The organism is Paracoccus zhouxuedongae, from assembly GCF_041927815.1.
Lineage (GTDB): Bacteria > Pseudomonadota > Alphaproteobacteria > Rhodobacterales > Rhodobacteraceae > Paracoccus.
Genome location: NZ_JBHFHM010000019.1, coordinates 10636 through 32770 on the forward strand (window position 1 = coordinate 10636; position 22135 = coordinate 32770).

A 22135-nucleotide genomic window follows, 5' to 3' on the forward strand; every position below is an offset into this window, starting at 1 on the left:
GCTTTTGTCATGAAGGGCCACCATGCGCCGCATCCTTGCCCCCCTGATCTTCGGCCTTGTTGGCTGTGCCATCCTGATGTCGCTGGGCTTCTGGCAGTTGCAGCGGCTGTCCTGGAAACAGGATATGCTGGCCCGGATCGAGGCGCGCATCCATGACGCCCCGATCGCCTTGCCCGCCACCGCCGGGCCAGAGGCGAAATACACGCCCGTCACAATGACCGGCACCACCGGCGATGAACTGCTGGTGCTGTCGGGCCAAAAGGGGATCGGCGCGGGATATGAGGTCATCACCGCCTTCACCACCGACGATGGCCGCCGCATCCTGCTGGATCGCGGCTTCTTTGCCGAACCGCAGGGCCAGCAGGGCTGGCAGGTCCGCCACCCGCCCAGCCGCCTTTCCGTGCTGGGCCACCTGCACTGGCCCGAGGAAACCGGCAGTTCCACCCCGCCGCCAGATGCCAAGCGCAACCTGTGGTTTGCCCGCGACGTGCCCGCCATGGCAGCCGCGCTGAACACCGAACCGGTGATGGTGGTCGCCGCCCGGATCGACGGCGACACCCAAGGCGTCACCCCGCAGCCGATCAGTATCGCCGGGATCCCGAATGACCATCTGGGCTATGCGATCCAGTGGTTCGCCATGGCTGCGGTCTGGGCGGGGATGACAGCGTTCCTCATCTGGCGTATCACCCGGCGGAACACGAAAGGGGCATAGATGCGCTATATCTCGACTCGGGGTCAGGCCCCGGTGCTGACCTTTGAACAGGCAATGCTGACCGGGCTGGCCCGCGACGGCGGCCTGTATGTGCCCGAAACCATCCCGGTGATGAGCAAGGGCGACATCGCCGCCCTGCACGGCCTGCCCTATGAGGACGTGGCCTTCCGCGTCATCCGCCCCTTTACCGGCGACAGTTTCAGCGATGACGAATTGCGCGGCGCCATCGCGGCGGCCTATGCGCCCTTCGGCCATGCCGCCCGTGCGCCGCTGGTGCAACTGACGCCCGGCCATTTCCTGTGCGAATTGTTCCACGGCCCGACACTGGCCTTCAAGGACTTCGCCATGCAACTGATCGGCCAGTTGTTCCAGATCGCGCTGAAGCGGTCGGGCCAGCGGATCACCATCGTCGGCGCCACCTCGGGCGACACCGGATCGGCGGCGATCGAGGCGTTCCGGGGGCTGGCCAATGTCGATGTGTTCATCCTGTTCCCGCATGGCCGGGTCAGCGATGTGCAGCGCCGCCAGATGACCACGCCCGATGACGCCAATGTCCACGCGCTTGCGCTGGATGGGGATTTCGACGATTGTCAGGCCCGGCTGAAGGATCTGTTCAACGACCACGCCTTCCGCGACGAGATCGGCCTGGCCGGGGTGAACAGCATCAACTTTGGCCGGGTGCTGGCGCAGATCGTCTATTATTTCACCAGTGCCGTGGCGCTTGGCGCGCCGCATCGCCCGGTGGGCTTTACCGTGCCGACCGGCAATTTCGGTGACATTTTCGCGGGTTGGATCGCGCGGCAGATGGGCCTTCCGATCGAGCGTCTGGTGATCGCCACCAACCAGAACGACATCCTGGACCGCACCTTGAAAACCGGTCGCTATCAGACCGAAGGGGTGACGCCTTCAATCAGCCCGTCGATGGATATTCAGGTCTCGTCGAACTTTGAACGCGCGCTGTTTTACGCCTATGGCGGCGACGGCGCGGCGGTGGCGCAGTTGATGGACGAACTGAAAACCACCGGCGGATTTGACGTGTCGCAGGGCGCGTTGCAGGGTCTGCGCGAAACCTATGTCTCGGGCCGCGCCTCCGAGGATGAGACCCGCGCCACAATCGCCGCGACCCACGCCGCGACTGGCGAACTGCTGTGCCCGCATTCCGCCGTGGGGGTCAAGGTTGCGGGCGACAACCATGTGCATGAGGTGCCGATGGTCACCCTGGCCACCGCCCATCCCGCCAAGTTCCCCGACGCCGTGCAGGCCGCATCCGGCATCCGCCCCGACCTGCCGCAGCGCATGGCCGACCTGTTCGACCGGCCCGAGCGCGTGACTCGCGTCGCCAATGACGTTACCGCGCTGGCCGCACTGATCCGCGACCGCCGCGCCAAGGAATCCGCATGACCCAAATCACCACGCTGCCCAACGGGCTGCGCATCGTTACGCAGAACATGGCGGGCCTCGCCTCGGCCAGCATCGGCATCTGGGTGGGGGCCGGCGGCCGGCACGAGACCGCCGCCCAGAATGGTATCGCGCATTTTCTGGAACACATGGCCTTTAAGGGCACGCCGACCCGCAGCGCCCTGCAAATCGCCGAGGCGATCGAGGATGTGGGCGGCTATATCAATGCCTATACCTCGCGCGAGGTGACGGCCTATTATGCCCGCGTGCTGGCCGGCGATGTGCCGCTGGCGCTTGAGGTGCTGGCCGACATCCTGCTGAACCCGCTGTTCGAGGACCGCGAGATCGAGATCGAGCGCGGCGTGATCCTTCAGGAAATCGGGCAGTCGCTGGATACGCCCGACGATGTGGTGTTCGACTGGCTGCAAGAGGCCGCCTTTCCCGATCAGGCCATGGGCCGCACCATCCTCGGCCCGGCGGAACGGGTGCAGGCCTTTGGTCGCGCCGATCTGGCGGGCTTTGTCGCTGACCATTACGGCCCCGGCAATCTGATCGTCGCCGCCGCCGGTGCCGTCGATCACGACCGCATAGTCCGTCAGGCCGAGGCGCTGTTCAGCCATCTGACCCCGCGCCCCGCCACGACGGTGCAGCCCGCTATCTGGCAGGGCCAGGAAAAGCGCGTCAGCAAGCGTCTGGAACAGGCCCATTGGGCACTGGCTTTTCAGGGGCCGGGCTACAAGGACGCCGATTTCTATGCCGCGCAGGTCTGGTCGATGGTGCTGGGCGGCGGCATGTCCTCGCGCCTGTTCCAGAAGGTGCGTGAGGAAAAGGGCCTGTGCTATTCGATCTTCGCGCAGTCGGGATTCTATCAGGATGCGGGCATGACGACGATCTATGCCGGCACCTCGGGCGCGGATCTACCGGAACTGACGCATCTGACGATTGATGAGATGAAGCGCGCCGCCGATGACCTGACCGAGGCCGAAGTGGCGCGGGCGCGGGCGCAGTTGAAGGCAGGGCTGCTGATGGGGCTGGAAAGCCCCTCGGCCCAGGCAGAGCGGCTGGCGCGGGTTCTGGCGATCTGGGACCGTATTCCGACCCTGGATGAGGTCGCGGCGCGCATCGACGGCGTCACGGCGCAATCCGTGCGCGATCACGGCGCGCGGATGCTGACCGCCGCGCGGCCCGCATTGGCGCTGTATGGCCCTGTCGGCAAGGCGCCGGGGCTGGACCGCATCGCACAAAGGCTGGCCGCCTGATGCTGTTCAAGCGGCGCGGCCTGCGGATCGAAACCGACCGCCTGACCCTGCGGCCCCCCGAACATGGCGATTTCAACGCCTGGTCGGCGCTGCGGGTGGAAAGCCGCGATTTTCTGACCAAATGGGATCCGCTGTGGGGCGCCGACCATCTGACGCGCAAATCCTTTGCCAACCGCGTCTATTGGGCCGATCGCGCCATCCGCCAGGGCACCGCGCTGCCGTTGTTCCTGATCCGGCGCGAGGACCGGCAATTCCTGGGCGCGATCACGCTGGACAATATCCGGCGCGGCCCCAATCAGGCGGGGACGATGGGCTATTGGGTCGGACAACCCTTTGCGCGCCAAGGCTTCATGCATGAGGCGATCGGCGCCGTCGTGCATTACGCCTTTACGACGCTGAACCTGTCGCGGATCGAGGCCGCCTGCCTGCCGGAAAATGCGCCCTCGCGTGGGGTGCTGGAAAAGACCGGCTTCAAATATGAAGGCGTGGCGCAGGCCTATCTGCAAATCGCCGGCCGCTGGCGTAATCATGTTCTTTACGCCAACCTTAGGTCAGACCGGCGTGGCCGGACCGACGTCGGTTAGGCGGCGGCGTTGCCCCCAAAGGTGAGTATTTAAGAACAGAAGAAGCGGCTTCTTCTGTTCCCAAATACGCCCGCGAGGGGCTAGATCTCGTCCAGCATCGACGACCCGCCCGAGACCGAGCATTCACCGGGATTGTCTTCCAGGTGCAGCGCCGCGATCTTGCCGTCTTCGACCAGCATCGCATAGCGCTTGGAACGGCCGATCAGGCCCGCGGGCGGCGCGGTGAAATCCATGCCGATGGCTTTGGTGAAGGCGCCTTCCGCATCCGCCAGGACCGTGATCCCGGCCTTGTCCGCGCCGGTGGACTTGGCCCAGGCATCGGTCACAAAGGGGTCGTTGACCGAGACACAGACCAGATCGACGCCCTTGGCCGCGTATTGATCGGCGGTTTCGATGAAGGACGGCATGTGCGATTTGGTGCAGGTCGGCGTGAAGGCGCCCGGCACGGCGAAGATAACGACGCGCTTGCCGCCGGTCAGGCTGGCCAGCTCGACCGCCTCGGGGCCGTTTTCGCCAAGTTTCAGCAGGGTGGCAGCGGGCAGTGTGTCGCCCTTGGCAATGGTCATCGCGGTCTCCCTTCGCGTTGCGTTGTCTTGGACAACAGATATAGGGTCGGGCGGGTTTCAGCGAAAGGCAGGATGGCGGGAATGACCGACAGGATCGTGATCGTGGGGGCGGGGCAGGCGGGGGCAGCCCTGGCGGCCAAGCTGCGGGCCCTGGGGTTTGCGGGCGAGGTGGTGATGATCGGCGCGGAACCCGTCGCCCCCTATCAGCGCCCGCCCCTGTCCAAGGCCTACCTGCTGGGGCAGATGGGGCTGGACCGGCTGACCCTGCGCGCGCCCGAATTCTGGGCCGATAGCCGGATCGACCTGCGGCTGGGTCAGCCGGTGACGGCGATTGATCCGGTCGCGCGCATGGTGCGGATCGGCGATGAGGCGCTGTCCTATGGCCAATTGGCGCTGACGACCGGGGCAAGTCCCCGGCGGCTGCCCGCAGCGATGGGTGGCGATCTGGGCAATGTCCTGTGCGTGCGCAGCCTGGCCGATGCCGATGCGATGAACCCATTGTTCGCGCCCGGCGCGCGGCTGGTGGTGATCGGTGGCGGCTATATCGGGCTGGAGGCCGCCGCCGTCGCCCGCAAGCGCGGAATGGATGTTACTCTGGTCGAGGCCGCCCCGCGCATCCTGGGCCGTGTCGCCAGTGCCGAGACTGCCGATCTGATCCGCGACTTGCACCTGTCCCACGGCGTGACCATTCATGAGGGCGTGGGCCTGGATCGGCTGCTGGGCGATCAGGTCGTGACCGGCGTGGCTTTGGCAGATGGCCGGGTGATTGACGCCGATGTGGTGGTGGTCGGCATCGGCGTTGCCCCCGATGTGGATTTGGCCGCGCAGGCAGGGCTGGGACTGGACAATGGCATTGCCGTCGACGCGCAGGGGCGCAGCAGCGATCCGGCGATCTGGGCGGCGGGGGATTGCGCGTCCTTCCCCTGGCTGACCGGGCGGCTGCGGCTGGAAAGTGTCGGCAATGCCATCGACATGGCCGAGCTGGTGGCGGCCAACATGCTGGGTGCGGGCCTCGATTACACGCCAAAGCCGTGGTTCTGGTCGGATCAGTTCGACGCCAAGTTGCAGATCGCCGGACTGGGCGCGGGCGCCGATCACTGGGTGGTGCGGCGGGGCGAGGGGGCCTCGGTCTGGGCCTATGCGGCGGGGCGGCTGGTCGCGGTCGAGGCGCTGAACGGCGCGCGCGCCTATATGGTCGGCAAGCGCCTGATCGAGGCGGGTCGCAGCCCCGATCCGGCGGCGGTTGCCGACACCTCGGTCGATCTGAAGGCGTTGCTGGCATGAGGATCATCGGCGGCGACTTTCGCGGCCTGAAGCTGGCCGAGGTGGGCGCGGGCGATCTGGGCGCGCATCTGCGTCCGACCACCGACCGGGTGCGGGAATCGATCTTCAACCTGCTGGTGAATGGCGGCCACGGCAATCCCATCCCCGGCGCGCGGGTGCTGGATCTGTTCGCCGGCACCGGCGCGCTTGGGCTGGAGGCGCTATCGCGCGGGGCGGCGCGGGTGGCCTTTGTCGATGACGGCACGGCGGCGCGGGCGCTGCTGCGCGCCAATATTGAAAAGATGCGCGCGATGGGGGTGACCGATGTCTGGCGGCGCGATGCGCGGCGGCTGGGTCCGTGCCGGGGTGCGGGCTATGACCTGATCTTCCTCGACCCGCCCTATGGCATGGGCCTGGGCGAGGCGGCGATGGCCAGTGCGCTGGACGGCGGCTGGATCGCCCCCGGCGCCATGGTGGTGTGGGAGGACAGCGTGGCCCCGATCGTGCCCGCGCCGCTGGTGCAGATCGACCAGCGTGCCTATGGCGATACGGTGATCACGTTGGCGCGGATGCCGGGCGGGGGCGCGGATTGAACCGGTGGGCGCCCCTCGCGGGATAGTTGGGCCAAGAAGAAAGGGCGGCCTCAGGCGGTGGCGGGGGGCCAGTAAAGTCCCTTGGGCGACAGTGTGAAGATTTCCACGCCATCCTCGGTCACGCCGACCGAATGTTCAAACTGCGCCGACAGCGATTTGTCGCGCGTCACCGCCGTCCAGTCGTCGGCCAGCACCTTGGTCTCGGGGCGGCCAAGGTTCACCATGGGTTCGATGGTGAAGAACATGCCGGGTTCCAGCACCGGGCCAAGGCCGGGGCGGCCATAGTGCAGCACGTTCGGGGGGGCGTGGAACACCCGGCCGAGGCCGTGACCGCAGAAATCGCGCACCACCGACATGCGGTTGGATTCGACATAGGACTGGATCGCCGCGCCGATGTCGCCAAAGGTGTTGCCGGGCTTCACCGCGTCGATGCCCCGCATCAGGCTTTCCAGCGTCACCTCGATCAAGCGTTCAGCCTTGCGCGGCAGCGATCCGGCCACATACATGCGCGAGGTGTCGCCATACCAGCCATCGACGATCACCGTCACGTCGATGTTCAGAATGTCGCCGTCTTTCAGCACCTTGTCGCCGGGAATGCCGTGGCAGACGACATGGTTCACGCTGATGCAGCTGGCGTGCTGATAGCCGCGATAGCCGATGGTCGCGCTGACCGCACCGGCCTGTTCGACGGCAGTGCGGATGAAATCGTCCAGCGCGCCGGTGGTGACGCCGGGGACGACCAGCGGGCCGACCTGATCCAGGATTTCGGCGGCCAGTCGTCCGGCCGCGCGCATCCCGGCGAAATCGGCGTCGGAATAGATGCGGATGCCGTCCTTGGTCTGGCCTGCGGTGATGGTCATCTTGGTCTCCTTTCGCATCAGATAACGCGGTTTTGCGCCCGCTTCCACCCTTCCGCGCGGGCTTTCTGCGGCCTATACCAAGGGCCAGAGGTGCCCCATGACCAACCCGACTGCCGCGATCCTGATTATCGGCGATGAAATCCTGACCGGCCGCACGCGTGAGGGGAACGCGCATTGGCTGGCGGGTGAGCTGGCGGCGCGTGGCTTTGATCTGCGCCAGATCCGGGTGGTGCCCGATGATCACGCGGTGATCGTGGCCGCGCTGCGGGAATTGTCTGCCGGGCATGACCATCTGTTCACCAGCGGCGGGATCGGGCCGACCCATGACGATATCACCGCCGATGCCGTGGCCGACGCCTTTGGCACCGGCATCGCGGTGCATGAGGATGCCCGCCGGGTGATGGCCGAACGCTATGCCGCCCGTGGGATGGAGTTCACCGAGAACCGCCTGCGGATGGCGCGCATTCCGCTGGGGGCCACGCTGATCGACAATCCGGTTTCCGCCGCGCCGGGGTTCAGCATCGGCAATACGCATGTGATGGCCGGGGTGCCCGACATCTTTCGCGCCATGGCCGAGGGGCTGCTGCCCAAGCTGCAAGGTGGCCGTCCGCTGGTCAGCGAGACCTTGCAGATGTGGCGCGCCGAAAGCGACGTGGCCGAGGATCTGGGCCGCGTCGCCGCCGCCTGGCCCGACCTGTCGATGGGCAGCTATCCCTTTGTGATCGATGGCCGGTTCGGCACCAATCTGGTGGTGCGCGGCACCGATCCGGGCCGCGTCGCCGCCGCGATGGTCGCGCTGCGCGCACAGGTCGGGGCATGAACCTGCGCGCCGCCATGGCCCTGGGCTGGCCGCCCGCATCCAGCCATCCGGTCGGCGGTTTCACCATTCAGGATGGCGCGGGCGGCGGCTCGCGCGTGTCGGCGGCGCTGTGGCGGGGCGGGGATTACGACATTGCCGCAGCCGAGGCTGCCATGCGCGACCTGGGGCAGGTGCCGCTGTTTGCCGTCGATCAGGACGCGGCGGCGCTGGATGCCGATCTGGCGGCGCGCGGCTATGGGGCCGTGGATGAAACGGTGATGCTGGCCGGGCCGGTGGCCGGGCTGACCGATCAGCCGCCGAAGCCGGTCAGCGCCTTTGTCGTCTGGCCGCCGCTGGCGATTCAGCGAGACCTTTGGGCGGCGGGCGGCATCGGGCCGGCGCGGCTGGCGGTGATGGACCGCGCTCAGGGGCCGCGCGCGGCGCTGCTGGGACGGGTGCAGGATCGGGCGGCGGGCGTCGGCTATGTTGCGGTGGCCGATGGCACTGCGTTTGTCCACGCGCTGCATGTGCTGCCCGACTTCCGCCGCCTTTGCGTGGCCCGCAACATGATGCGCGCTGCAGCCGCCTGGGCGCGCGACCAGGGCGCCGAGCAGATCGCCCTGGTCGTTCTGCGCAGCAATGCCGCCGCGATCGCACTGTATCAGGGCTTCGGCATGGCCGAGATCGGCGGCTATCATTACCGAAAGGCACGGGCATGACGCGGATTGCTGTGGCGCTGATGATGACGCTGCTGGCAGGCGCAGCGCAGGCCGAGGGCTGGCCGCTGCCCGGTCAGGCCGAGCCAAGCGCCGAGGTCAGCGGCAGCGGGCTGCGGCTGGCGACCGGACCATGGGGCGGGGCCTCGGTGCCGGGGCTGCGCGCCGATGGGGCGGCGCGCCACCGCGCCTGGCGGATCACCGGCGACGGCGGCCTTCCGCCTGCCGGTCTGATCGCGCCGATCCGCGATGCGCTGCGCGATCAGGGCTATGAAATCCTGTATGAATGTGCCGATCAGGATTGCGGCGGCTTTGATTTCCGCTTTGCCCTGCCGGTGATGGCCGAGCCGGGGATGCATGTCGATCTGGGCCGCTTTCGCTATCTGTCGGCGCGGGCGGGCGACCGGCTGGTGGCGGTCTGGGCCAGCCGCGCGCCGGAAGCGGGCTTCGTGCAGATTTCCGAAGGCAGCGGCCCGGCCTCGGTCATGGCGCTGCTGGGTGGGGTGCCGATGGCGCCCGTCTCGGTCATGCAGGATGAGGGTGAACCGGCTGCCGAAGTGCCAGCCGACCCACCAGCCGAGACGCCGAAGGCGGCGCCCGCTGCGGGTGACCTGTTCGCCACCGGCGCCCTGGTGCTGGCGGGCGTCGATTTCGCCCCGAACGCGCCCGACATCGCCGACCCCAAGGCCCCGGTGCTGGCGCAGCTTGCCGACTGGCTGCGCGCCGACCCGGGCCGCGCCCTGGTGCTGGTGGGACATACCGACGCCACCGGCTCGCTGGCGGCCAATATCGCCGTTTCGCAGCGCCGCGCCGAGGCGGTGCGCCGCCACCTGATCGAGGATCACGGCATCGCCCCCGACCGCATCACCGCCGAGGGCGCGGGCTGGCTGGCCCCGCGCGCGACCAACACGACCGAGGCTGGGCGCGCCGCCAACCGCCGGGTCGAGGCGCTGCCGCGCTGAGCCTTTCTGACGTCGCGGCGCAAGCCCACGCCGGGGGGTGACTTTACCCGCGCGTCAATCCACCATGCCGCACCGCCAGCCAAGGGAGGCCCGCATGACCCGTTACCCGCATCTTCTGTCGCCGCTTGATCTGGGCCATGTGACGCTGCCCAACCGGGTGCTGATGGGGTCGATGCATACCGGGCTTGAGGAACTGGGCGACTGGAACCGCGTGGCCGAGTTCTACGCCACCCGCGCCCGTGGCGGTGTCGCGCTGATGGTCACCGGCGGCATGGCGCCGAACCGCGAAGGCGGCGTGTTCCCCGGTGCGGCGGGGCTGTTCACGGCCCAAGACATCGCCAACCACAAGATCGTCACCGACCGCGTGCATGAGGCGGGGGGGCGCATCGCCATGCAGATCCTGCACGCCGGGCGCTATGCCTATGGGCCGGAATGCGTCTCGGCCAGTGCGATCAAATCGCCGATCTCGCCGTTCCCGCCCAGGGAGTTGGACGAGGACGGCATCGAAAAGCAGCTGACCGACATCACCACCGCCGCCGCCCGCGCCCGCGAGGCCGGCTATGACGGGGTCGAGGTGATGGGGTCCGAGGGCTATTTCATCAACCAGTTCCTTGTGCGTCACACCAACCACCGAACCGACCGCTGGGGCGGGTCGTATGAGAACCGGATGCGGCTGGCGGTCGAGGCCGTGCGGCGGGTGCGCGCGGCGGTCGGGCCGGATTTTATCGTCATCTACCGCATCAGCCTGATCGACCTGATCCCCAAAGGCTCGACCTGGGATGAGGTGGTGACGCTGGCCCGCGCCATCGAGGCGGCGGGCGCGACGATGCTGAACACCGGCATCGGCTGGCATGAGGCCCGCGTTCCGACCATCGCCACATCGGTGCCGCGCGCCGCTTTCACCTGGCTGACGGCGCGACTGCGCCCTGAGGTGCGCATTCCGGTCATCGCCTCGAACCGCATCAACACCCCGGACGTGGCCGAGGGGGTGCTGGCCGCGGGTCAGGCCGACATGGTGTCGATGGCCCGCCCGCTGCTGGCCGATCCCGACTTCGTCGCCAAGGCGGCGCGGGGCCGGGCGCGCCTGATCGCGCCCTGCATCGCCTGCAATCAGGCCTGCCTTGATCACACCTTCAGCGGCAAGACGGCGACCTGCCTGGTCAACCCCCGCGCGGCCTATGAGACCGAATTGGTGCTGACCGGGGTCGAGGACGCGCGCAAGATTGCCGTGGTCGGCGCGGGGCCTGCGGGGGTCTCGGCTGCGATCACGGCGGCGCAGCGCGGGCATATGGTGACGCTGTTCGAGGCCAGCGACGAAATCGGCGGCCAGTTGAAGATGGCGCGGCGGATTCCGGGCAAGGAGGAGTTCCACCTGCTGACCGACTGGTTCGCGGCAATGATCGATCAGACCGGGGTCGAGCTGCGCCTGAACACCGAAGCCACGCCCGAGGCGTTGCGCAATTTCGACGCGGTGGTGATCGCCACCGGCGTGCGCCCGCGCGATCCGGGCATCCCGGCGGATGCGGCGGCCGATGTCGTCGATTACGCCGAGGTGCTGGCCCATGACGCCCCGGTTGGCAAGCGCGTGGCGATCATCGGCGCGGGCGGGATCGGCTTTGATATGGCCGAATATCTGGGCCAGCCCGGCACCAGCCCGACGCTGGATCTGGACCGCTGGCGCGCGATCTGGGGGGTGGGCGATCCGGCCTCCAACCCCGGTGGCCTGGTCGATCCCCAGCCCGAACCGGCAGCGCGCGACATCGCGCTGTTGCAGCGCAAGGCCGAAAAGCCGGGCCGCCGTCTGGGCAAGACGACGGGCTGGATCCATCGCGCACAGTTGCAGCATATGGGTGTGCAGATGCAGGGCGGCATCGGCTATGATGCCATCACCCCGGCAGGGCTTGAGATGCACACGGCCGATGGGCCGGGCGTGGTCGAGGCCGATACCGTGGTTCTGTGCGCGGGGCAGGAAAGCGAACGCCGCCTGGCCGACCAACTGATTGCCGAGGGGCGCATCGTGCATGTGATCGGTGGTGCCGATGTCGCCGCCGAACTGGATGCGCAACGCGCCATCCGTCAGGGACTGGAGGTCGCGCTGACCTTGTGACCGCGCGCCCGCCGCCCCGTTGCCCCAAAAGGGCGTATTTGGACAAGAAAGAAGGGCTGCTTCTTTCTTGCCTTAAATACGCATCCGACGGCGGGGACAGGATCAGCGGGTAGGGATGGGGGTTTCGCCCGAATAGTCATAGAAGCCGCGCCCGGTCTTGCGACCCAGCCATCCGGCCTCGACATATTTCGTCAGCAGCGGGCAGGGGCGATACTTGGTATCGGCCAGCCCGTCATGCAGCACGTTCATGATCGCAAGGCAGGTGTCCAGCCCGATGAAGTCAGCCAGTTCCAGCGGCCCCATCGGGTGATTGGCCCCCAGCTTCAGCGACTGGTCGATCGAGGTGACGCTGCCCACGCCTTCATACAGCGTATAGACCGCCTCGTTGATCATCGGCATCAGGATGCGGTTGACGATGAAGGCCGGGAAGTCCTCGGAGCTGGCGCTTGTCTTGCCGATCTTTTCGACGACCTCGACCATGGCCTTGTAGGTGTCTTCATCGGTGGCGATGCCGCGGATCAATTCGACCAGTTGCATCACCGGCACCGGGTTCATGAAGTGCAGGCCCATGAACTTGCCGGGGCGGTCGGTGCGGCTGGCCAGACGGGTGATCGAGATCGATGAGGTGTTCGAGGTCAGGATCGTGGTCGGCTTCAGATGCGGGACCAGATCTTCAAAGATCGCCTGTTTGACCGATTCACGCTCGGTCGCGGCTTCGATCACCAGATCGGTCTGGCCCAGATCGGACAGTTTCGTGGTGCTGCTGATGCGGCCCATGGCGGCGTCGCGGGCGGCCTGGTCGATCCGGCCACGGCTGACCTGACGATCCAGGTTCTTGCCGATCAGCGCCATGGCCTTGTCGATGGCCGACTGGTCGATGTCATGCATCAGCACGTCATAACCGGCCAGTGCAAAGACATGGGCGATGCCATTGCCCATCTGGCCTGCCCCGATCACCCCAACCGACTGAATGCCCATCCTGGCCCCCTTGCGTTTTGCCCTGCGACCTTAGGCGAGGGGGCGCGCACGGGCAAGCGCGGCAAATGGAAACGCCCGGTCGCGGGACCGGGCGTTTCAGGCGGTTGCGGCTGTCTTACAGCTTGCCGGTCAGTTCCGGCACCAGCGTGAACAGGTCGCCCACCAGGCCGTAATCGGCGACCTGGAAGATCGGCGCTTCTTCGTCCTTGTTGATGGCGACGATGACTTTGCTGTCTTTCATCCCGGCAAGGTGCTGGATGGCGCCCGAGATGCCGACCGCGACGTAAAGCTCGGGTGCCACAACCTTGCCGGTCTGGCCCACCTGCCAGTCGTTCGGGGCATAGCCCGAATCGACCGCCGCGCGGGATGCGCCGACAGCGGCGCCCAGCTTGTCGGCCAGGTCGGTGATGATCTTGAAGTTCTCATCCGACCCGATGCCGCGCCCGCCCGAGACGACGCGCTTGGCCGAGGTCAGTTCGGGGCGGTCGCTGGCGGCCACCTTGTCCTCGACCCAGGACGACAGGCCCTTGTCGCCCGTGCCGGCAATGGTTTCGACGCTGGCCGAACCGCCCATGCCCACGGCATTGAAGCTGGCGGTGCGGACGGTGAAGACCTTGATCTTGTCGGCCGATTTCACGGTCTGGATGGCGTTGCCGGCATAGACGGGGCGCACGAAAGTGTCGGCATCGACGACCTCCATCACATCCGACATCACCATCACGTCCAAGAGCGCGGCGACACGCGGCAGGATGTTCTTGGCGGTGGCGACCGAGGGCGCGGCGATGTGGCTGTAGCCACCGGCCAGCGACACGATCAGATCGGCCACGGGTTCGGCCATCAGGTGACAATAGGCTTTGTCATCGGCGAACAGCACCTTGGCCACGCCGTCCAGTTTCGCGGCCTCGGCGGCGGCAGCCTCGCCGCCCGCACCGGCGACCAGCACATGCACATCGCCCAGGGCCTTGACGGCGCTGACGGCCTTGGCCACGGCGTCGGTGGCCAGTTGGCCGTTGTTCACATCGGCAAGCAGAAGAACGGCCATCAGATCACCCCCGCGTCTTTCAGTTTCGACACCAGCTCATCGACCGAGCCGACCTTGATCCCGGCCTTGCGGCCTTCGGGTTCCTTGGTGTTCACCACGGTCAGGCGCGGCGAAACATCGACGCCGTAATCGGCGGCGGTCTTTTCATCCAGCGGCTTTTTCTTGGCCTTCATGATGTTGGGCAGCGACGCATAGCGCGGCTCGTTCAGGCGCAGGTCGGCGGTGACGACGGCGGGCAGCTTGACGCTGATCGTTTGCAGGCCGCCGTCAACCTCGCGGGTGACCTTGGCGTTGTCGCCGTCGATGACCACTTCGCTGGCGAAGGTCGCCTGCGGCCAGCCCAGCAGCGCGGCCAGCATCTGACCGGTGGCATTCATGTCATTGTCGATCGCCTGCTTGCCGGCGATGACCAGACCCGGCTGTTCGGCGTCGATCACGGCCTTCAGCAGCTTGGCGACGGCCAGCGGCTCGATGTCGGTATTCACGTCATCGGCGGCGGTGATCAGGATGCCGCGGTCGGCCCCCATGGCCAGGGCGGTGCGGATGGTCTCGGCGGCCTGTTTCACGCCGATGGACACCACGACGATTTCATCCGCCGCACCCTTTTCCTTCAGCCGGATCGCCTCTTCCACGGCGATTTCGTCAAAGGGGTTCATCGACATCTTGACGTTCGCAAGATCGACACCCGATCCGTCCGCCTTGACGCGGGCCTTCACGTTATAGTCGATCACGCGCTTGACGGGCACCAGAACCTTCATGCGTGCATCTCCCTTGTTGCCCTTGCGGGCCGTTCAATCCTTCGGGTTTTTGTTAGCGGCTGCATCCCGGCTGCGACAGGCCAAAAACGCCACCTTTGGCGGATAGACGCCACGTTTGCGGCTGTTTTCGCTAACGGTTGGCGCCCGGCACCCACAGCACATCGGCCTGACCATCATCATTGGCGATGCGGGCGGCGACGAACAGCCAGTCCGACAGCCGGTTCAGATAGCGGATGGCGGCGGGGTTGGCGTCCTCGGCACCCGCCAGTGAGACGGCGGCGCGTTCGGCCAGGCGGGCGACGGTGCGGGCCAGATGCAGATGCGCGGCCAAGGCGGTGCCGCCCGGCAGGATGAAGCTGCGCAGCGGCGTCAGGCGGGCATTCATCGCGTCGATCTCGGCCTCAAGCCGGTCGACCTGGGCGTCAAGGATGCGCAGCACTGGATAGGGGGCCTCGGCATCGCGATCCATGCCGGGGCGCGACAGGTCGGCACCCAGGTCGAACAGGTCGTTCTGGATGCGCGACACCGCCGCCGCCATGTCGTCGGTGGCGTGCAGACGGGCCAGACCCAGGGTCGCGTTCAGCTCATCGACATGGCCATAGCTGGCCACCCGCAGGCTGTCCTTGGGAACGCGGGTGCCATCGGACAGCGCGGTTTCCCCCGCATCGCCGGTGCGGGTGTAGATGCGGTTCAGAACGACCATGGCTATCCCCTTGCGTAGGTCAGGAAGATCAGGATCAGCACCAGGGCGACCGCCTGCGCGATGATGCGCCAACGCATTAGCCGGTTGGCGTTGCGGCGGTTGAAATCGCCCCCCTGGGCAAAGCCGCCGATGCCGATGGCCAGCACGACCACGACGGCCAGCGTCGCGAGGGCGGCCACGATGAACAATGGATGATCGGTCATCTTCCGCCCCCTGCTGCGTCCCGCCATCCTAGCCCAAGCGCGCCGGGGCGCAAGGCAGGTTCAATAGCGCGCGATCAGCGCATCCAGCGCGCGGGTCGGCAGGATGCGGCGCAACCCGCCCATGATCCAGGTCGGCGTGGTGACGTAATAGCGGGCGCGCGGGCGGCGGCTTTCAAGGGCGTGAACCAGCCGGGCGGTGACGGCCTCGGGGCCAAGCTCGAACCGGTCCTTGCCCTCGGTCGCGGCATGCAGGCGCGGCACCAGTTCGGCGCGATACTGATCGGCACGGGGGCTGGCGGGCCAGTCGATCCAGCGGTCGAACTGCGCCCGCGCATTGCGCCGAAAGGCCGAGGTGATGGGGCCGGGCTCGATCAGGCTGATGTGGATATTGGCCGGGGCCATCTCGATCCGCAGCACGTCGCTGTAACCCTCCAGCGCGTATTTGCTGGCGACATAGGCGCCGCGCCAGGCCATGCCGACCAGCCCCAGAACCGAGGAACACATCACGATCCGCCCGCCGCCCTGCGCCCGCATCATCGGGATAACGGCGCGGGTCAGGGCGTGCAGCCCGATCAGGTTGGTGTCGAAGATATGGCGCATCGCCTCGGCCGGCACGTCCTCAAGCGCGCCGGGGATGGCGAAGGCCGCATTGTTGAACAGCGCATCCAGCCGACCCGCGCGGGCGCTGACCTGATCCAGCGCCGCGGCGATGCTGCCGGGGTCGGTGACGTCCAGCGGCAGCGCCTCAAGCCCCATGGCGGTCAGGCGGTCCACATCGGCGGGCTGGCGGGCGGTGGCAAAGACCCGCCAGCCGCGTGCCGTCATGTGTTGCGCTGCATCCAGCCCGATGCCGGATGAACAGCCGGTGATCAGCAGGGTCCGCGCGGTCACGGGGCGGTGGTCGACAGGAACTGGGCCGACAGATAGCCACGGGTGCGGCCATCGGCCAGGACGACCGGGAACCAGCCGGATTCCTCGGCCCCGGCCAGGGTGACGGCATCGCCCCGGCTGACCTTGCCGACGATGGCGTTGCGGGTCGACGGCCCGCCGCGCAGGTTGACCGAGGCCGCCGTGACAAAGCGGGTGTCGGCGCCGACCGCCGCATCCGCCTGCGGCGCGCTACCCGTCGCGGCCTGCTGTGCGTCCTTCCAGGCGAACTCGGGCGAGCGTTTCAGCCGGGGGCCGGGCATCATCATGCGCGTGTCGTCGCGTTCGTCGCTGACAACGGCGGGGGCTGCCGCGGCCTCGGGCGCTGCCTCGGGTTCCGGTTCAGGCTCGGTCGTGGTCTCGACCACCACCGGGCCAGGCTCGGTCACTGGGGTGACATAACCCGCCGCCTGGGCCGCGCCATCGGGCACATGCGCCCCCGCCAGCACCCAGACCACCCCCGCCAGGGTCAGCACTGACAGCACAGCCAACCGAATCATGATCGAAACCCCCTTGATCGCCCGCGCCGGGCTTAGCCGCCCCGGCCCGTGGTGTTGAGGGGGAAACACCGGCCGCGCCAACCGGTTCCGCGCCGCAATGCGCAAGGGGCTGGACCGGACCCGCGCGCCCGCTTACACCCGCGCCATGACCCAGACCGATGACGACCTGCCGCCCGCCGGTGATGCCACCAATATCGAAGCCCTGTCGCGCGCCATCGGCGACCGCTATCTGACCTATGCGCTGTCGACGATCATGCACCGGGCGCTGCCCGATGTGCGTGACGGGCTGAAGCCGGTGCATCGCCGCATCCTGTTCGCCATGCGCGAATTGAAGCTGTCCTCGACCGGTGGTTTCCGCAAGTCGGCCAAGATCTCGGGCGATGTGATGGGCAACTATCACCCGCATGGCGATGCGGCGATTTACGATGCGATGGCGCGCCTGGCGCAGGATTTCGCCATGCGTTACCCGCTGGTCGACGGTCAGGGGAACTTCGGCAATATCGACGGCGATAACCCCGCCGCCAGCCGCTATACCGAGGCGCGGATGGCCTCGCCCGCCGAAAGCCTGCTGGAGGGGCTGGCCGAGGATGCCGTCGATTTCCGCCCGAACTATGATGGCACCCTGGAAGAGCCGGTGGTGCTGCCCGCCGCCTTTCCGAACCTGTTGGCCAATGGCGCCAGCGGCATCGCCGTCGGCATGGCGACCAACATCCCGCCGCACAACCTGGACGAGCTGATCGCGGCCTGCCTGCGGCTGATCGAAGCCCCCGACCTGACGGATGAGGCGCTGATCGACCTGATCCCCGGCCCGGATTTTCCGACCGGCGGGGTGATCGTTGAACCGCGTGACCAGATCCTTGAGGCCTACCGGACCGGGCGCGGATCGTTCCGGCTGCGCGCCCGCTGGCAGATCGAGGATCTGGGCCGCGGCCAGTGGCAGATCGTCGTCAGCGAAATCCCCTATCAGGTGCAGAAATCGCGGCTGATCGAACGGCTGGCCGAGCTGATCCAGACCAAGAAAGTGCCGATCCTGGCCGATGTGCGCGACGAATCGACCGAGGATGTGCGCATCGTGCTGGAGCCGCGCGCCCGCACCGTGGAACCCGACCTGCTGATGGGGATGCTGTTCCGTAACTCGGATCTGGAAATCCGCTTCAGCCTGAACATGAACGTGCTGTTCGATGGCCGGGTGCCGCGCGTCGCCAGCCTGCGCGAGGTGCTGACCGCCTTTCTGGATCACCGCCGCGACGTGCTGCGCCGCCGCAGCGCGCACCGGCTGGACAAGATCGCCCACCGGCTTGAGGTCGTCAGCGGCTACATCATCGCCTATCTGAACCTCGACCGCGTGATCGAGATCATCCGGCACGAGGACGAACCCAAGCCCGTGCTGATGGCCGAGGATTGGGGCTCGGGCGCGCATCTGACCGAGGTTCAGGCCGAGGCGATCCTGAACATGCGCCTGCGCAGCCTGCGCAAACTTGAGGAAATGCAGCTGATCGCCGAACGCGACGACCTGCTGGCCGAACAGGCGGGACTGAACGCGCTGCTGGCTGATACCGGCGCGCAATGGGCGCGGATCGCGGCGGATCTGAAGGACGTGCGCCGCGCCTTCGGCAAGGACGCCCCCGGCGGCGCGCGCCGCACCGGTTTTGCCGAGGCTGGCGCCATTGTCGAGGTCGCCCCCGAGGACATGATCGAACGCGAACCTGTCACCATCATCCTGTCGAACATGGGCTGGATCCGCGCGATGAAGGGCCATATCGCCGAGGGTGCAGAGGTCAAATACCGCGACGGCGACGCGCCGGGATTCATCCTGCCCGCCGAGACCACCGACAAGATCACCGTCTTTGCCAGCAATGGCCGAACTTATACGCTGTCGCCGGTGAACCTGCCCGGCGGCCGCGGCCTGGGCGAGCCGCTGCGGATGATGATCGACCTGCCGAACGAGGCCGAGGTCGTCGGGCTGATGATCTGGAAGCCGGCGGATCAATACCTGATCGCCTCGGACGCAGGCGATGGCTTTGTCGTCGGCTCGGACGATCTGCTGGCGCAGACCAAGACCGGCAAACAGGTGCTGAACCTGGCCGAGGGCGCGCGCGCCCGCATCCTGCGGCCACTGACCGGCGATCACATCGCGGTCGTGGGCGACAATCGCAAGCTGCTGGTTTTCCCGATCGCGGAATTGCCGGTCATGGCGCGCGGCAAGGGTGTGCGTTTGCAGAAATACAAGGACGGCGGCATGGCCGATGCGATCAGCTTTGCCCTGGCGGCGGGCCTGTCGTGGAAAGACCCCGCCGGCCGCACCCGAACCGAGACCGACCTGACCGAATGGCTGGGCAAACGCGCCAGCAGCGGCCGCATGGCCCCGCGCGGCTTCCCTCGCGACAACCGCTTCACCTGACCCACGGTCGCGCCGTTCGTATTTCAACAAGGAAGATTGGCATTCTTTCTTGCCCAAATACGCACGGCGCAGCGCCTGTCAGGGTCTTTCGGGCCGAGTGGCGCGGCTTAGCGCCGCCGCACCCATTTCCAGCCGGTCAGCATCGGGCGGATCAGATCCTCGCGCTTCCACAATTTGTAAAAGGCGATGATTGCGACATGCAGCGCGACGATGGCGAGCACCAGATTGGCGCCGGTATGGTGCCAGCCGCGCGCCGCCTTGCGGGTTGCGGCGCTGACCTCGGATGCCAGGGGGCCGACGTTGACGTAATCATCCGGGTCCATGATCAGGCCCGTCCACAGCTGATAGCCCAGGATGGCGACGATCAGAACCACCGCCCAGCCGCCCATCGGGTTGTGGCCGGGCCAATAGCTTGGTTCGCGCCGGAACATGTGGCGCGCATAGGACAGCACCGCGCCGGGGCCTTTCAGGAAATGCGTGAAGCGGGCGGGTGCGGGACCGACCAGCCCCCAGATCAGCCGCAGCACCAAAAGCGCGATGATCGCATAGGCGAACCAGAAATGCAGGGTCATGACGTTCGGGCCGAACTTGCCCAAGGCCCAGGTGATGATGACCAGCGATGCCAGAAGCCAGTGGAACCCGCGCAGCAGCGGATCCCACAGTTTCACATGCTCGACATCGGCGGGGCGGTTCGCCCCGTTTCCGTCGCGCGGGTCCATCATTCGGCCGCGCGGAAGCTGTCGTGGCATGCCTTGCAGGTGCCGCCCAGTTTCTGAACGACCGGGCCGACATTGCCCTGACCGCCCTTCACGGCCTCGGATGCGCCAGCGGCGGCGTTCTGGAAGTCGGCGAACTTGGCGCTGAAGCCGGCCATGTCGGTCCAGATTTCCGGCTTGGCGTCGGTATCGTCCATTTCACCCTTGGCGGTGCCGGGCATGAAATGCATGCCCACGGTGTATTTCGACAGCGCCTCGATATTGGCGCCCGCGGTGGCGGCGGCGGCTTCGTCATAGGCGATGTCGCCTTTGGCCATGCCAGCCAATTGGCCCATATTGGCGCCCAGCATCACGAAATAGCCCTGGCGGGCCTCGATCGCCAGCTCTTTGGGGTCTTCGTCGGCCATGGCGGCCAGCGGGGTCAGGCTGGCGATCGCCAGCACGGCGGCGGGAATGAAACGCATTGTGTTCTCCTATCGCAAAATGGGTGACGTTGCGAGTGTCGCATGGGTTGATCGTGCCGGGAATAGGGTTCCGTCGAGGTAACCGTCCAGATTGTCGCAACCGGGCGATCACGACTTTGCGACCCGAGGCTGCAATCTGCCAAGACGACCTGGCCGGAATGCAGAGGGCCGCGCGGTTGTCCGCGCGGCCCCTTTGGCCATGCCGCCCGGATCAGGCGTAAAGGCCCTGCACGCCCAGTTGGCCGTGGATGCCGTTCACCTCATCCCGGTCCAGACCCATGGCCTGCGCAAGCTGATGCAGATATTGCGCCTCGGCTTCGCTATCCAGGTCGATGGCCATCAGCGACATGGTATAGACCTGCGATTCCAGACCCTTAGGCACTTCGCGCGCCAGGCCCTGCACATCGACGGGCTGGGCCAGTTCACGCTGGATGAACTCACGCTCATCCGCGGAAATGTCGCCCAGATTGCCCATCAGCTTGTCCTTTTCGGCGGCGTCCAGCTTGCCGTCCGATTTGGCCGCTTGCAGCATGGCACGCAGCATCAGACCGGCGACGGCATTCTGTTCCGGGGTCGGGGCGACGTCGGGCTCATCCTGGTTGGTCAGTGCGGTGTTCAACACCTCGCCAAAGCTGCGGTCATTCTGCGGCTGCGCGCCCTGGTTGGCCATGTTGCCGCCCAGAAGTCCGCCCAGCAGGCCACCAAGGCCGCCCGCCGCTGCACCGCCTGCCGCGCCACCGCCGGTCAGCGCGCCCAGCAGATCACCGATGCCGCCGCCGCTTTGCGCGCTGCGGGCGTTGCCCGCCGCACCGCCGCCTGACAGCGCATCCAGAAGGCCGCCAAGGCCGCCCTGTTGGGCGCGGCTGCGGCTGGTCTGCGACTGGCCCAGCGAATCAAGGATGCTACCCAGGCCGCCCTGGGCGCGGCCACCACGGCTTGATCCGCCGCCAAGCGCGCCCGCCAGCAGATCCTGCAGGCCGCCGCCCGACTGGGAGCTGCGCCCGCTGCCGGCATTGCCGCCGACCGCATCCAGAATGCCGCCCAGCAGGCCGCCGCCGCTTTGGCCCTGGGTGCTGCGCGCCGCGCCGCCGCCCTGGGCCATCTTGCCGACGCCGCGCGCCACTGCGACACCAAGCGCCACCTTGGCAAGGGTTTTCATCAGGCTCATGTCTTCCTCCTGTCTGGCGGGCCGCCACGGGCCGACCGGGTTATGCGCCGACCCTAACCCCCGGGTGGGCGGCGATGCAGGGGGAAACGCGCGGCCCGCGCGCCAGTTCCGCAGCCCGACCGGCCGTATTCGCCATTCCGCCTTGATTTTTCCGGCCCGCGCCGATAGGCAGCCGCAGATGTTTGAATCGGGCCGTTCGCGGCCCCCCCATGACAGAGGCGCCCGACCCATGGCAAAGGCAAAATTTGAACGGACGAAACCGCACGTCAACATCGGGACCATTGGTCACGTTGACCACGGCAAGACGACGCTGACGGCTGCGATCACGAAGTATTTCGGCGAGTTCCGCGCCTATGACCAGATCGACGGCGCGCCGGAAGAGAAGGCGCGCGGGATCACGATCTCGACGGCGCATGTGGAATACGAAAGCGAGAACCGCCACTACGCGCACGTGGA

24 protein-coding genes are annotated in these 22135 nt (G+C 67.2%); 12 read left to right on the forward strand and 12 right to left on the reverse strand.

Annotated features, from left to right (window positions below):
* Positions 1-22 precede the first annotated feature (22 nt).
* The 4 genes from ACEYYA_RS14645 to ACEYYA_RS14660 are packed head-to-tail and all read left to right on the forward strand — an operon-like array spanning position 23 to position 3953.
* Positions 23-712 carry an SURF1 family protein gene (locus ACEYYA_RS14645; RefSeq protein WP_374801663.1) on the forward strand — a complete coding sequence of 230 codons (690 nt, stop codon included), beginning with the start codon at positions 23-25 and terminating at the stop codon, positions 710-712.
* Positions 713-2113, forward strand: a complete 1401-nt coding sequence (gene thrC, locus ACEYYA_RS14650; protein WP_374801664.1) for a threonine synthase — start codon at positions 713-715, stop codon at positions 2111-2113.
* Positions 2110-3369, forward strand: coding sequence for a M16 family metallopeptidase (locus ACEYYA_RS14655; protein ID WP_374801665.1), 1260 nt, complete (start codon positions 2110-2112; stop codon positions 3367-3369). Before thrC ends, ACEYYA_RS14655 begins: the two co-directional genes overlap by 4 nt.
* On the forward strand, positions 3369-3953 hold the full coding sequence (locus ACEYYA_RS14660; RefSeq protein ID WP_374801666.1) for a GNAT family N-acetyltransferase: 585 nt from the start codon (positions 3369-3371) through the stop codon (positions 3951-3953). The genes ACEYYA_RS14655 and ACEYYA_RS14660 overlap by 1 nt, the downstream gene beginning before the upstream one ends.
* Before the next feature lie 80 nt (positions 3954-4033).
* Here ACEYYA_RS14660 and ACEYYA_RS14665 read toward each other — a convergent pair whose 3' ends face one another.
* On the reverse strand, positions 4034-4519 hold the full coding sequence (locus ACEYYA_RS14665; RefSeq protein ID WP_374801667.1) for a peroxiredoxin: 486 nt from the start codon (positions 4517-4519) through the stop codon (positions 4034-4036).
* Between the two features lie 81 nt (positions 4520-4600).
* Here ACEYYA_RS14665 and ACEYYA_RS14670 point away from each other — a divergent pair, with 81 nt between their 5' ends.
* The gene (locus tag ACEYYA_RS14670; RefSeq protein WP_374801668.1) at positions 4601-5803 is read left to right on the forward strand and encodes an NAD(P)/FAD-dependent oxidoreductase; all 1203 of its coding nucleotides are present in this window, start codon (positions 4601-4603) and stop codon (positions 5801-5803) included.
* Positions 5800-6375 carry a 16S rRNA (guanine(966)-N(2))-methyltransferase RsmD gene (rsmD, locus tag ACEYYA_RS14675; protein ID WP_374801669.1) on the forward strand — a complete coding sequence of 192 codons (576 nt, stop codon included), beginning with the start codon at positions 5800-5802 and terminating at the stop codon, positions 6373-6375. Before ACEYYA_RS14670 ends, rsmD begins: the two co-directional genes overlap by 4 nt.
* Positions 6376-6425: 50 nt before the next feature.
* Here the strand turns inward: rsmD and map are convergent, their stop codons facing one another.
* Positions 6426-7235: a type I methionyl aminopeptidase gene (map, locus tag ACEYYA_RS14680; protein ID WP_374801670.1), complete on the reverse strand. Its 810-nt coding sequence runs from the start codon at positions 7233-7235 to the stop codon at positions 6426-6428.
* Positions 7236-7332: 97 nt separating this feature from the next.
* Here map and ACEYYA_RS14685 point away from each other — a divergent pair, with 97 nt between their 5' ends.
* From ACEYYA_RS14685 to ACEYYA_RS14700, 4 genes are all read left to right on the forward strand, one after another.
* Positions 7333-8055, forward strand: coding sequence for a competence/damage-inducible protein A (locus ACEYYA_RS14685; RefSeq protein ID WP_374801671.1), 723 nt, complete (start codon positions 7333-7335; stop codon positions 8053-8055).
* Positions 8052-8753: a GNAT family N-acetyltransferase gene (locus ACEYYA_RS14690; protein ID WP_374801672.1), complete on the forward strand. Its 702-nt coding sequence runs from the start codon at positions 8052-8054 to the stop codon at positions 8751-8753. Before ACEYYA_RS14685 ends, ACEYYA_RS14690 begins: the two co-directional genes overlap by 4 nt.
* On the forward strand, positions 8750-9712 hold the full coding sequence (locus ACEYYA_RS14695; RefSeq protein ID WP_374801673.1) for an OmpA family protein: 963 nt from the start codon (positions 8750-8752) through the stop codon (positions 9710-9712). The genes ACEYYA_RS14690 and ACEYYA_RS14695 overlap by 4 nt, the downstream gene beginning before the upstream one ends.
* Positions 9713-9806: 94 nt before the next feature.
* A complete protein-coding gene (locus ACEYYA_RS14700) occupies positions 9807-11819 on the forward strand; it encodes an oxidoreductase (RefSeq protein WP_374801674.1) in 2013 nt (670 codons plus the stop codon).
* Positions 11820-11921: 102 nt separating this feature from the next.
* Here the strand turns inward: ACEYYA_RS14700 and ACEYYA_RS14705 are convergent, their stop codons facing one another.
* From ACEYYA_RS14705 to ACEYYA_RS14735, 7 genes are all read right to left on the reverse strand, one after another.
* On the reverse strand, positions 11922-12797 hold the full coding sequence (locus ACEYYA_RS14705) for a 3-hydroxybutyryl-CoA dehydrogenase (protein ID WP_374801675.1): 876 nt from the start codon (positions 12795-12797) through the stop codon (positions 11922-11924).
* A gap of 115 nt (positions 12798-12912) precedes the next feature.
* On the reverse strand, positions 12913-13839 hold the full coding sequence (locus ACEYYA_RS14710) for an electron transfer flavoprotein subunit alpha/FixB family protein (protein WP_374801676.1): 927 nt from the start codon (positions 13837-13839) through the stop codon (positions 12913-12915).
* Positions 13839-14597 (reverse strand): electron transfer flavoprotein subunit beta/FixA family protein, encoded by a 759-nt coding sequence (locus tag ACEYYA_RS14715; RefSeq protein WP_374801677.1) that lies wholly within the window; start codon positions 14595-14597, stop codon positions 13839-13841. Before ACEYYA_RS14715 ends, ACEYYA_RS14710 begins: the two co-directional genes overlap by 1 nt.
* 130 nt (positions 14598-14727) lie before the next feature.
* The gene (locus ACEYYA_RS14720) at positions 14728-15300 is read right to left on the reverse strand and encodes a cob(I)yrinic acid a,c-diamide adenosyltransferase (RefSeq protein ID WP_374801678.1); all 573 of its coding nucleotides are present in this window, start codon (positions 15298-15300) and stop codon (positions 14728-14730) included.
* A gap of 2 nt (positions 15301-15302) precedes the next feature.
* A complete protein-coding gene (locus ACEYYA_RS14725; protein ID WP_374801679.1) occupies positions 15303-15503 on the reverse strand; it encodes a twin transmembrane helix small protein in 201 nt (66 codons plus the stop codon).
* 60 nt (positions 15504-15563) lie between these two features.
* Positions 15564-16394 carry an SDR family NAD(P)-dependent oxidoreductase gene (locus tag ACEYYA_RS14730; protein ID WP_374801680.1) on the reverse strand — a complete coding sequence of 277 codons (831 nt, stop codon included), beginning with the start codon at positions 16392-16394 and terminating at the stop codon, positions 15564-15566.
* Complete coding sequence (locus ACEYYA_RS14735) at positions 16391-16930, reverse strand: SH3 domain-containing protein (RefSeq protein WP_374801681.1); 540 nt, start codon at positions 16928-16930, stop codon at positions 16391-16393. The genes ACEYYA_RS14730 and ACEYYA_RS14735 overlap by 4 nt, the downstream gene beginning before the upstream one ends.
* A gap of 145 nt (positions 16931-17075) precedes the next feature.
* On the opposite strand from ACEYYA_RS14735, the gene parC reads away from it, so the two are divergent.
* A complete protein-coding gene (parC, locus tag ACEYYA_RS14740; protein ID WP_374801682.1) occupies positions 17076-19331 on the forward strand; it encodes a DNA topoisomerase IV subunit A in 2256 nt (751 codons plus the stop codon).
* Between the two features lie 107 nt (positions 19332-19438).
* Here parC and ACEYYA_RS14745 read toward each other — a convergent pair whose 3' ends face one another.
* The 3 genes from ACEYYA_RS14745 to ACEYYA_RS14755 all read right to left on the reverse strand — a co-directional run bounded on the left by ACEYYA_RS14745 (position 19439) and on the right by ACEYYA_RS14755 (position 21679).
* Complete coding sequence (locus ACEYYA_RS14745) at positions 19439-20053, reverse strand: cytochrome b/b6 domain-containing protein (protein ID WP_374801683.1); 615 nt, start codon at positions 20051-20053, stop codon at positions 19439-19441.
* Complete coding sequence (locus ACEYYA_RS14750) at positions 20050-20511, reverse strand: c-type cytochrome (RefSeq protein WP_374801684.1); 462 nt, start codon at positions 20509-20511, stop codon at positions 20050-20052. The genes ACEYYA_RS14745 and ACEYYA_RS14750 overlap by 4 nt, the downstream gene beginning before the upstream one ends.
* A gap of 211 nt (positions 20512-20722) precedes the next feature.
* Positions 20723-21679, reverse strand: a complete 957-nt coding sequence (locus ACEYYA_RS14755; RefSeq protein WP_374801685.1) for a DUF533 domain-containing protein — start codon at positions 21677-21679, stop codon at positions 20723-20725.
* Between the two features lie 229 nt (positions 21680-21908).
* Between ACEYYA_RS14755 and ACEYYA_RS14760 the strand changes: the two genes are divergently transcribed.
* The coding region (locus ACEYYA_RS14760; protein WP_374801686.1) for a GTP-binding protein at positions 21909-22135 on the forward strand (227 nt) is incomplete at its 3' end.

What these genes read in the sequence shown, in the direction of transcription:
- ACEYYA_RS14645 (WP_374801663.1), top strand. Translation starts at nt 23, where the DNA reads ATGCGCCGCATCCTTGCCCCCCTGATCTTCGGCCTTGTTGGCTGTGCC.
- thrC (WP_374801664.1), top strand. Translation starts at nt 713, where the DNA reads ATGCGCTATATCTCGACTCGGGGTCAGGCCCCGGTGCTGACCTTTGAA.
- ACEYYA_RS14655 (WP_374801665.1), top strand. Translation starts at nt 2,110, where the DNA reads ATGACCCAAATCACCACGCTGCCCAACGGGCTGCGCATCGTTACGCAG.
- ACEYYA_RS14660 (WP_374801666.1), top strand. Translation starts at nt 3,369, where the DNA reads ATGCTGTTCAAGCGGCGCGGCCTGCGGATCGAAACCGACCGCCTGACC.
- ACEYYA_RS14665 (WP_374801667.1), bottom strand. Translation starts at nt 4,519, where the DNA reads ATGACCATTGCCAAGGGCGACACACTGCCCGCTGCCACCCTGCTGAAA.
- ACEYYA_RS14670 (WP_374801668.1), top strand. Translation starts at nt 4,601, where the DNA reads ATGACCGACAGGATCGTGATCGTGGGGGCGGGGCAGGCGGGGGCAGCC.
- rsmD (WP_374801669.1), top strand. Translation starts at nt 5,800, where the DNA reads ATGAGGATCATCGGCGGCGACTTTCGCGGCCTGAAGCTGGCCGAGGTG.
- map (WP_374801670.1), bottom strand. Translation starts at nt 7,235, where the DNA reads ATGACCATCACCGCAGGCCAGACCAAGGACGGCATCCGCATCTATTCC.
- ACEYYA_RS14685 (WP_374801671.1), top strand. Translation starts at nt 7,333, where the DNA reads ATGACCAACCCGACTGCCGCGATCCTGATTATCGGCGATGAAATCCTG.
- ACEYYA_RS14690 (WP_374801672.1), top strand. Translation starts at nt 8,052, where the DNA reads ATGAACCTGCGCGCCGCCATGGCCCTGGGCTGGCCGCCCGCATCCAGC.
- ACEYYA_RS14695 (WP_374801673.1), top strand. Translation starts at nt 8,750, where the DNA reads ATGACGCGGATTGCTGTGGCGCTGATGATGACGCTGCTGGCAGGCGCA.
- ACEYYA_RS14700 (WP_374801674.1), top strand. Translation starts at nt 9,807, where the DNA reads ATGACCCGTTACCCGCATCTTCTGTCGCCGCTTGATCTGGGCCATGTG.
- ACEYYA_RS14705 (WP_374801675.1), bottom strand. Translation starts at nt 12,797, where the DNA reads ATGGGCATTCAGTCGGTTGGGGTGATCGGGGCAGGCCAGATGGGCAAT.
- ACEYYA_RS14710 (WP_374801676.1), bottom strand. Translation starts at nt 13,839, where the DNA reads ATGGCCGTTCTTCTGCTTGCCGATGTGAACAACGGCCAACTGGCCACC.
- ACEYYA_RS14715 (WP_374801677.1), bottom strand. Translation starts at nt 14,597, where the DNA reads ATGAAGGTTCTGGTGCCCGTCAAGCGCGTGATCGACTATAACGTGAAG.
- ACEYYA_RS14720 (WP_374801678.1), bottom strand. Translation starts at nt 15,300, where the DNA reads ATGGTCGTTCTGAACCGCATCTACACCCGCACCGGCGATGCGGGGGAA.
- ACEYYA_RS14725 (WP_374801679.1), bottom strand. Translation starts at nt 15,503, where the DNA reads ATGACCGATCATCCATTGTTCATCGTGGCCGCCCTCGCGACGCTGGCC.
- ACEYYA_RS14735 (WP_374801681.1), bottom strand. Translation starts at nt 16,930, where the DNA reads ATGATTCGGTTGGCTGTGCTGTCAGTGCTGACCCTGGCGGGGGTGGTC.
- parC (WP_374801682.1), top strand. Translation starts at nt 17,076, where the DNA reads ATGACCCAGACCGATGACGACCTGCCGCCCGCCGGTGATGCCACCAAT.
- ACEYYA_RS14745 (WP_374801683.1), bottom strand. Translation starts at nt 20,053, where the DNA reads ATGATGGACCCGCGCGACGGAAACGGGGCGAACCGCCCCGCCGATGTC.
- ACEYYA_RS14750 (WP_374801684.1), bottom strand. Translation starts at nt 20,511, where the DNA reads ATGCGTTTCATTCCCGCCGCCGTGCTGGCGATCGCCAGCCTGACCCCG.
- ACEYYA_RS14755 (WP_374801685.1), bottom strand. Translation starts at nt 21,679, where the DNA reads ATGAGCCTGATGAAAACCCTTGCCAAGGTGGCGCTTGGTGTCGCAGTG.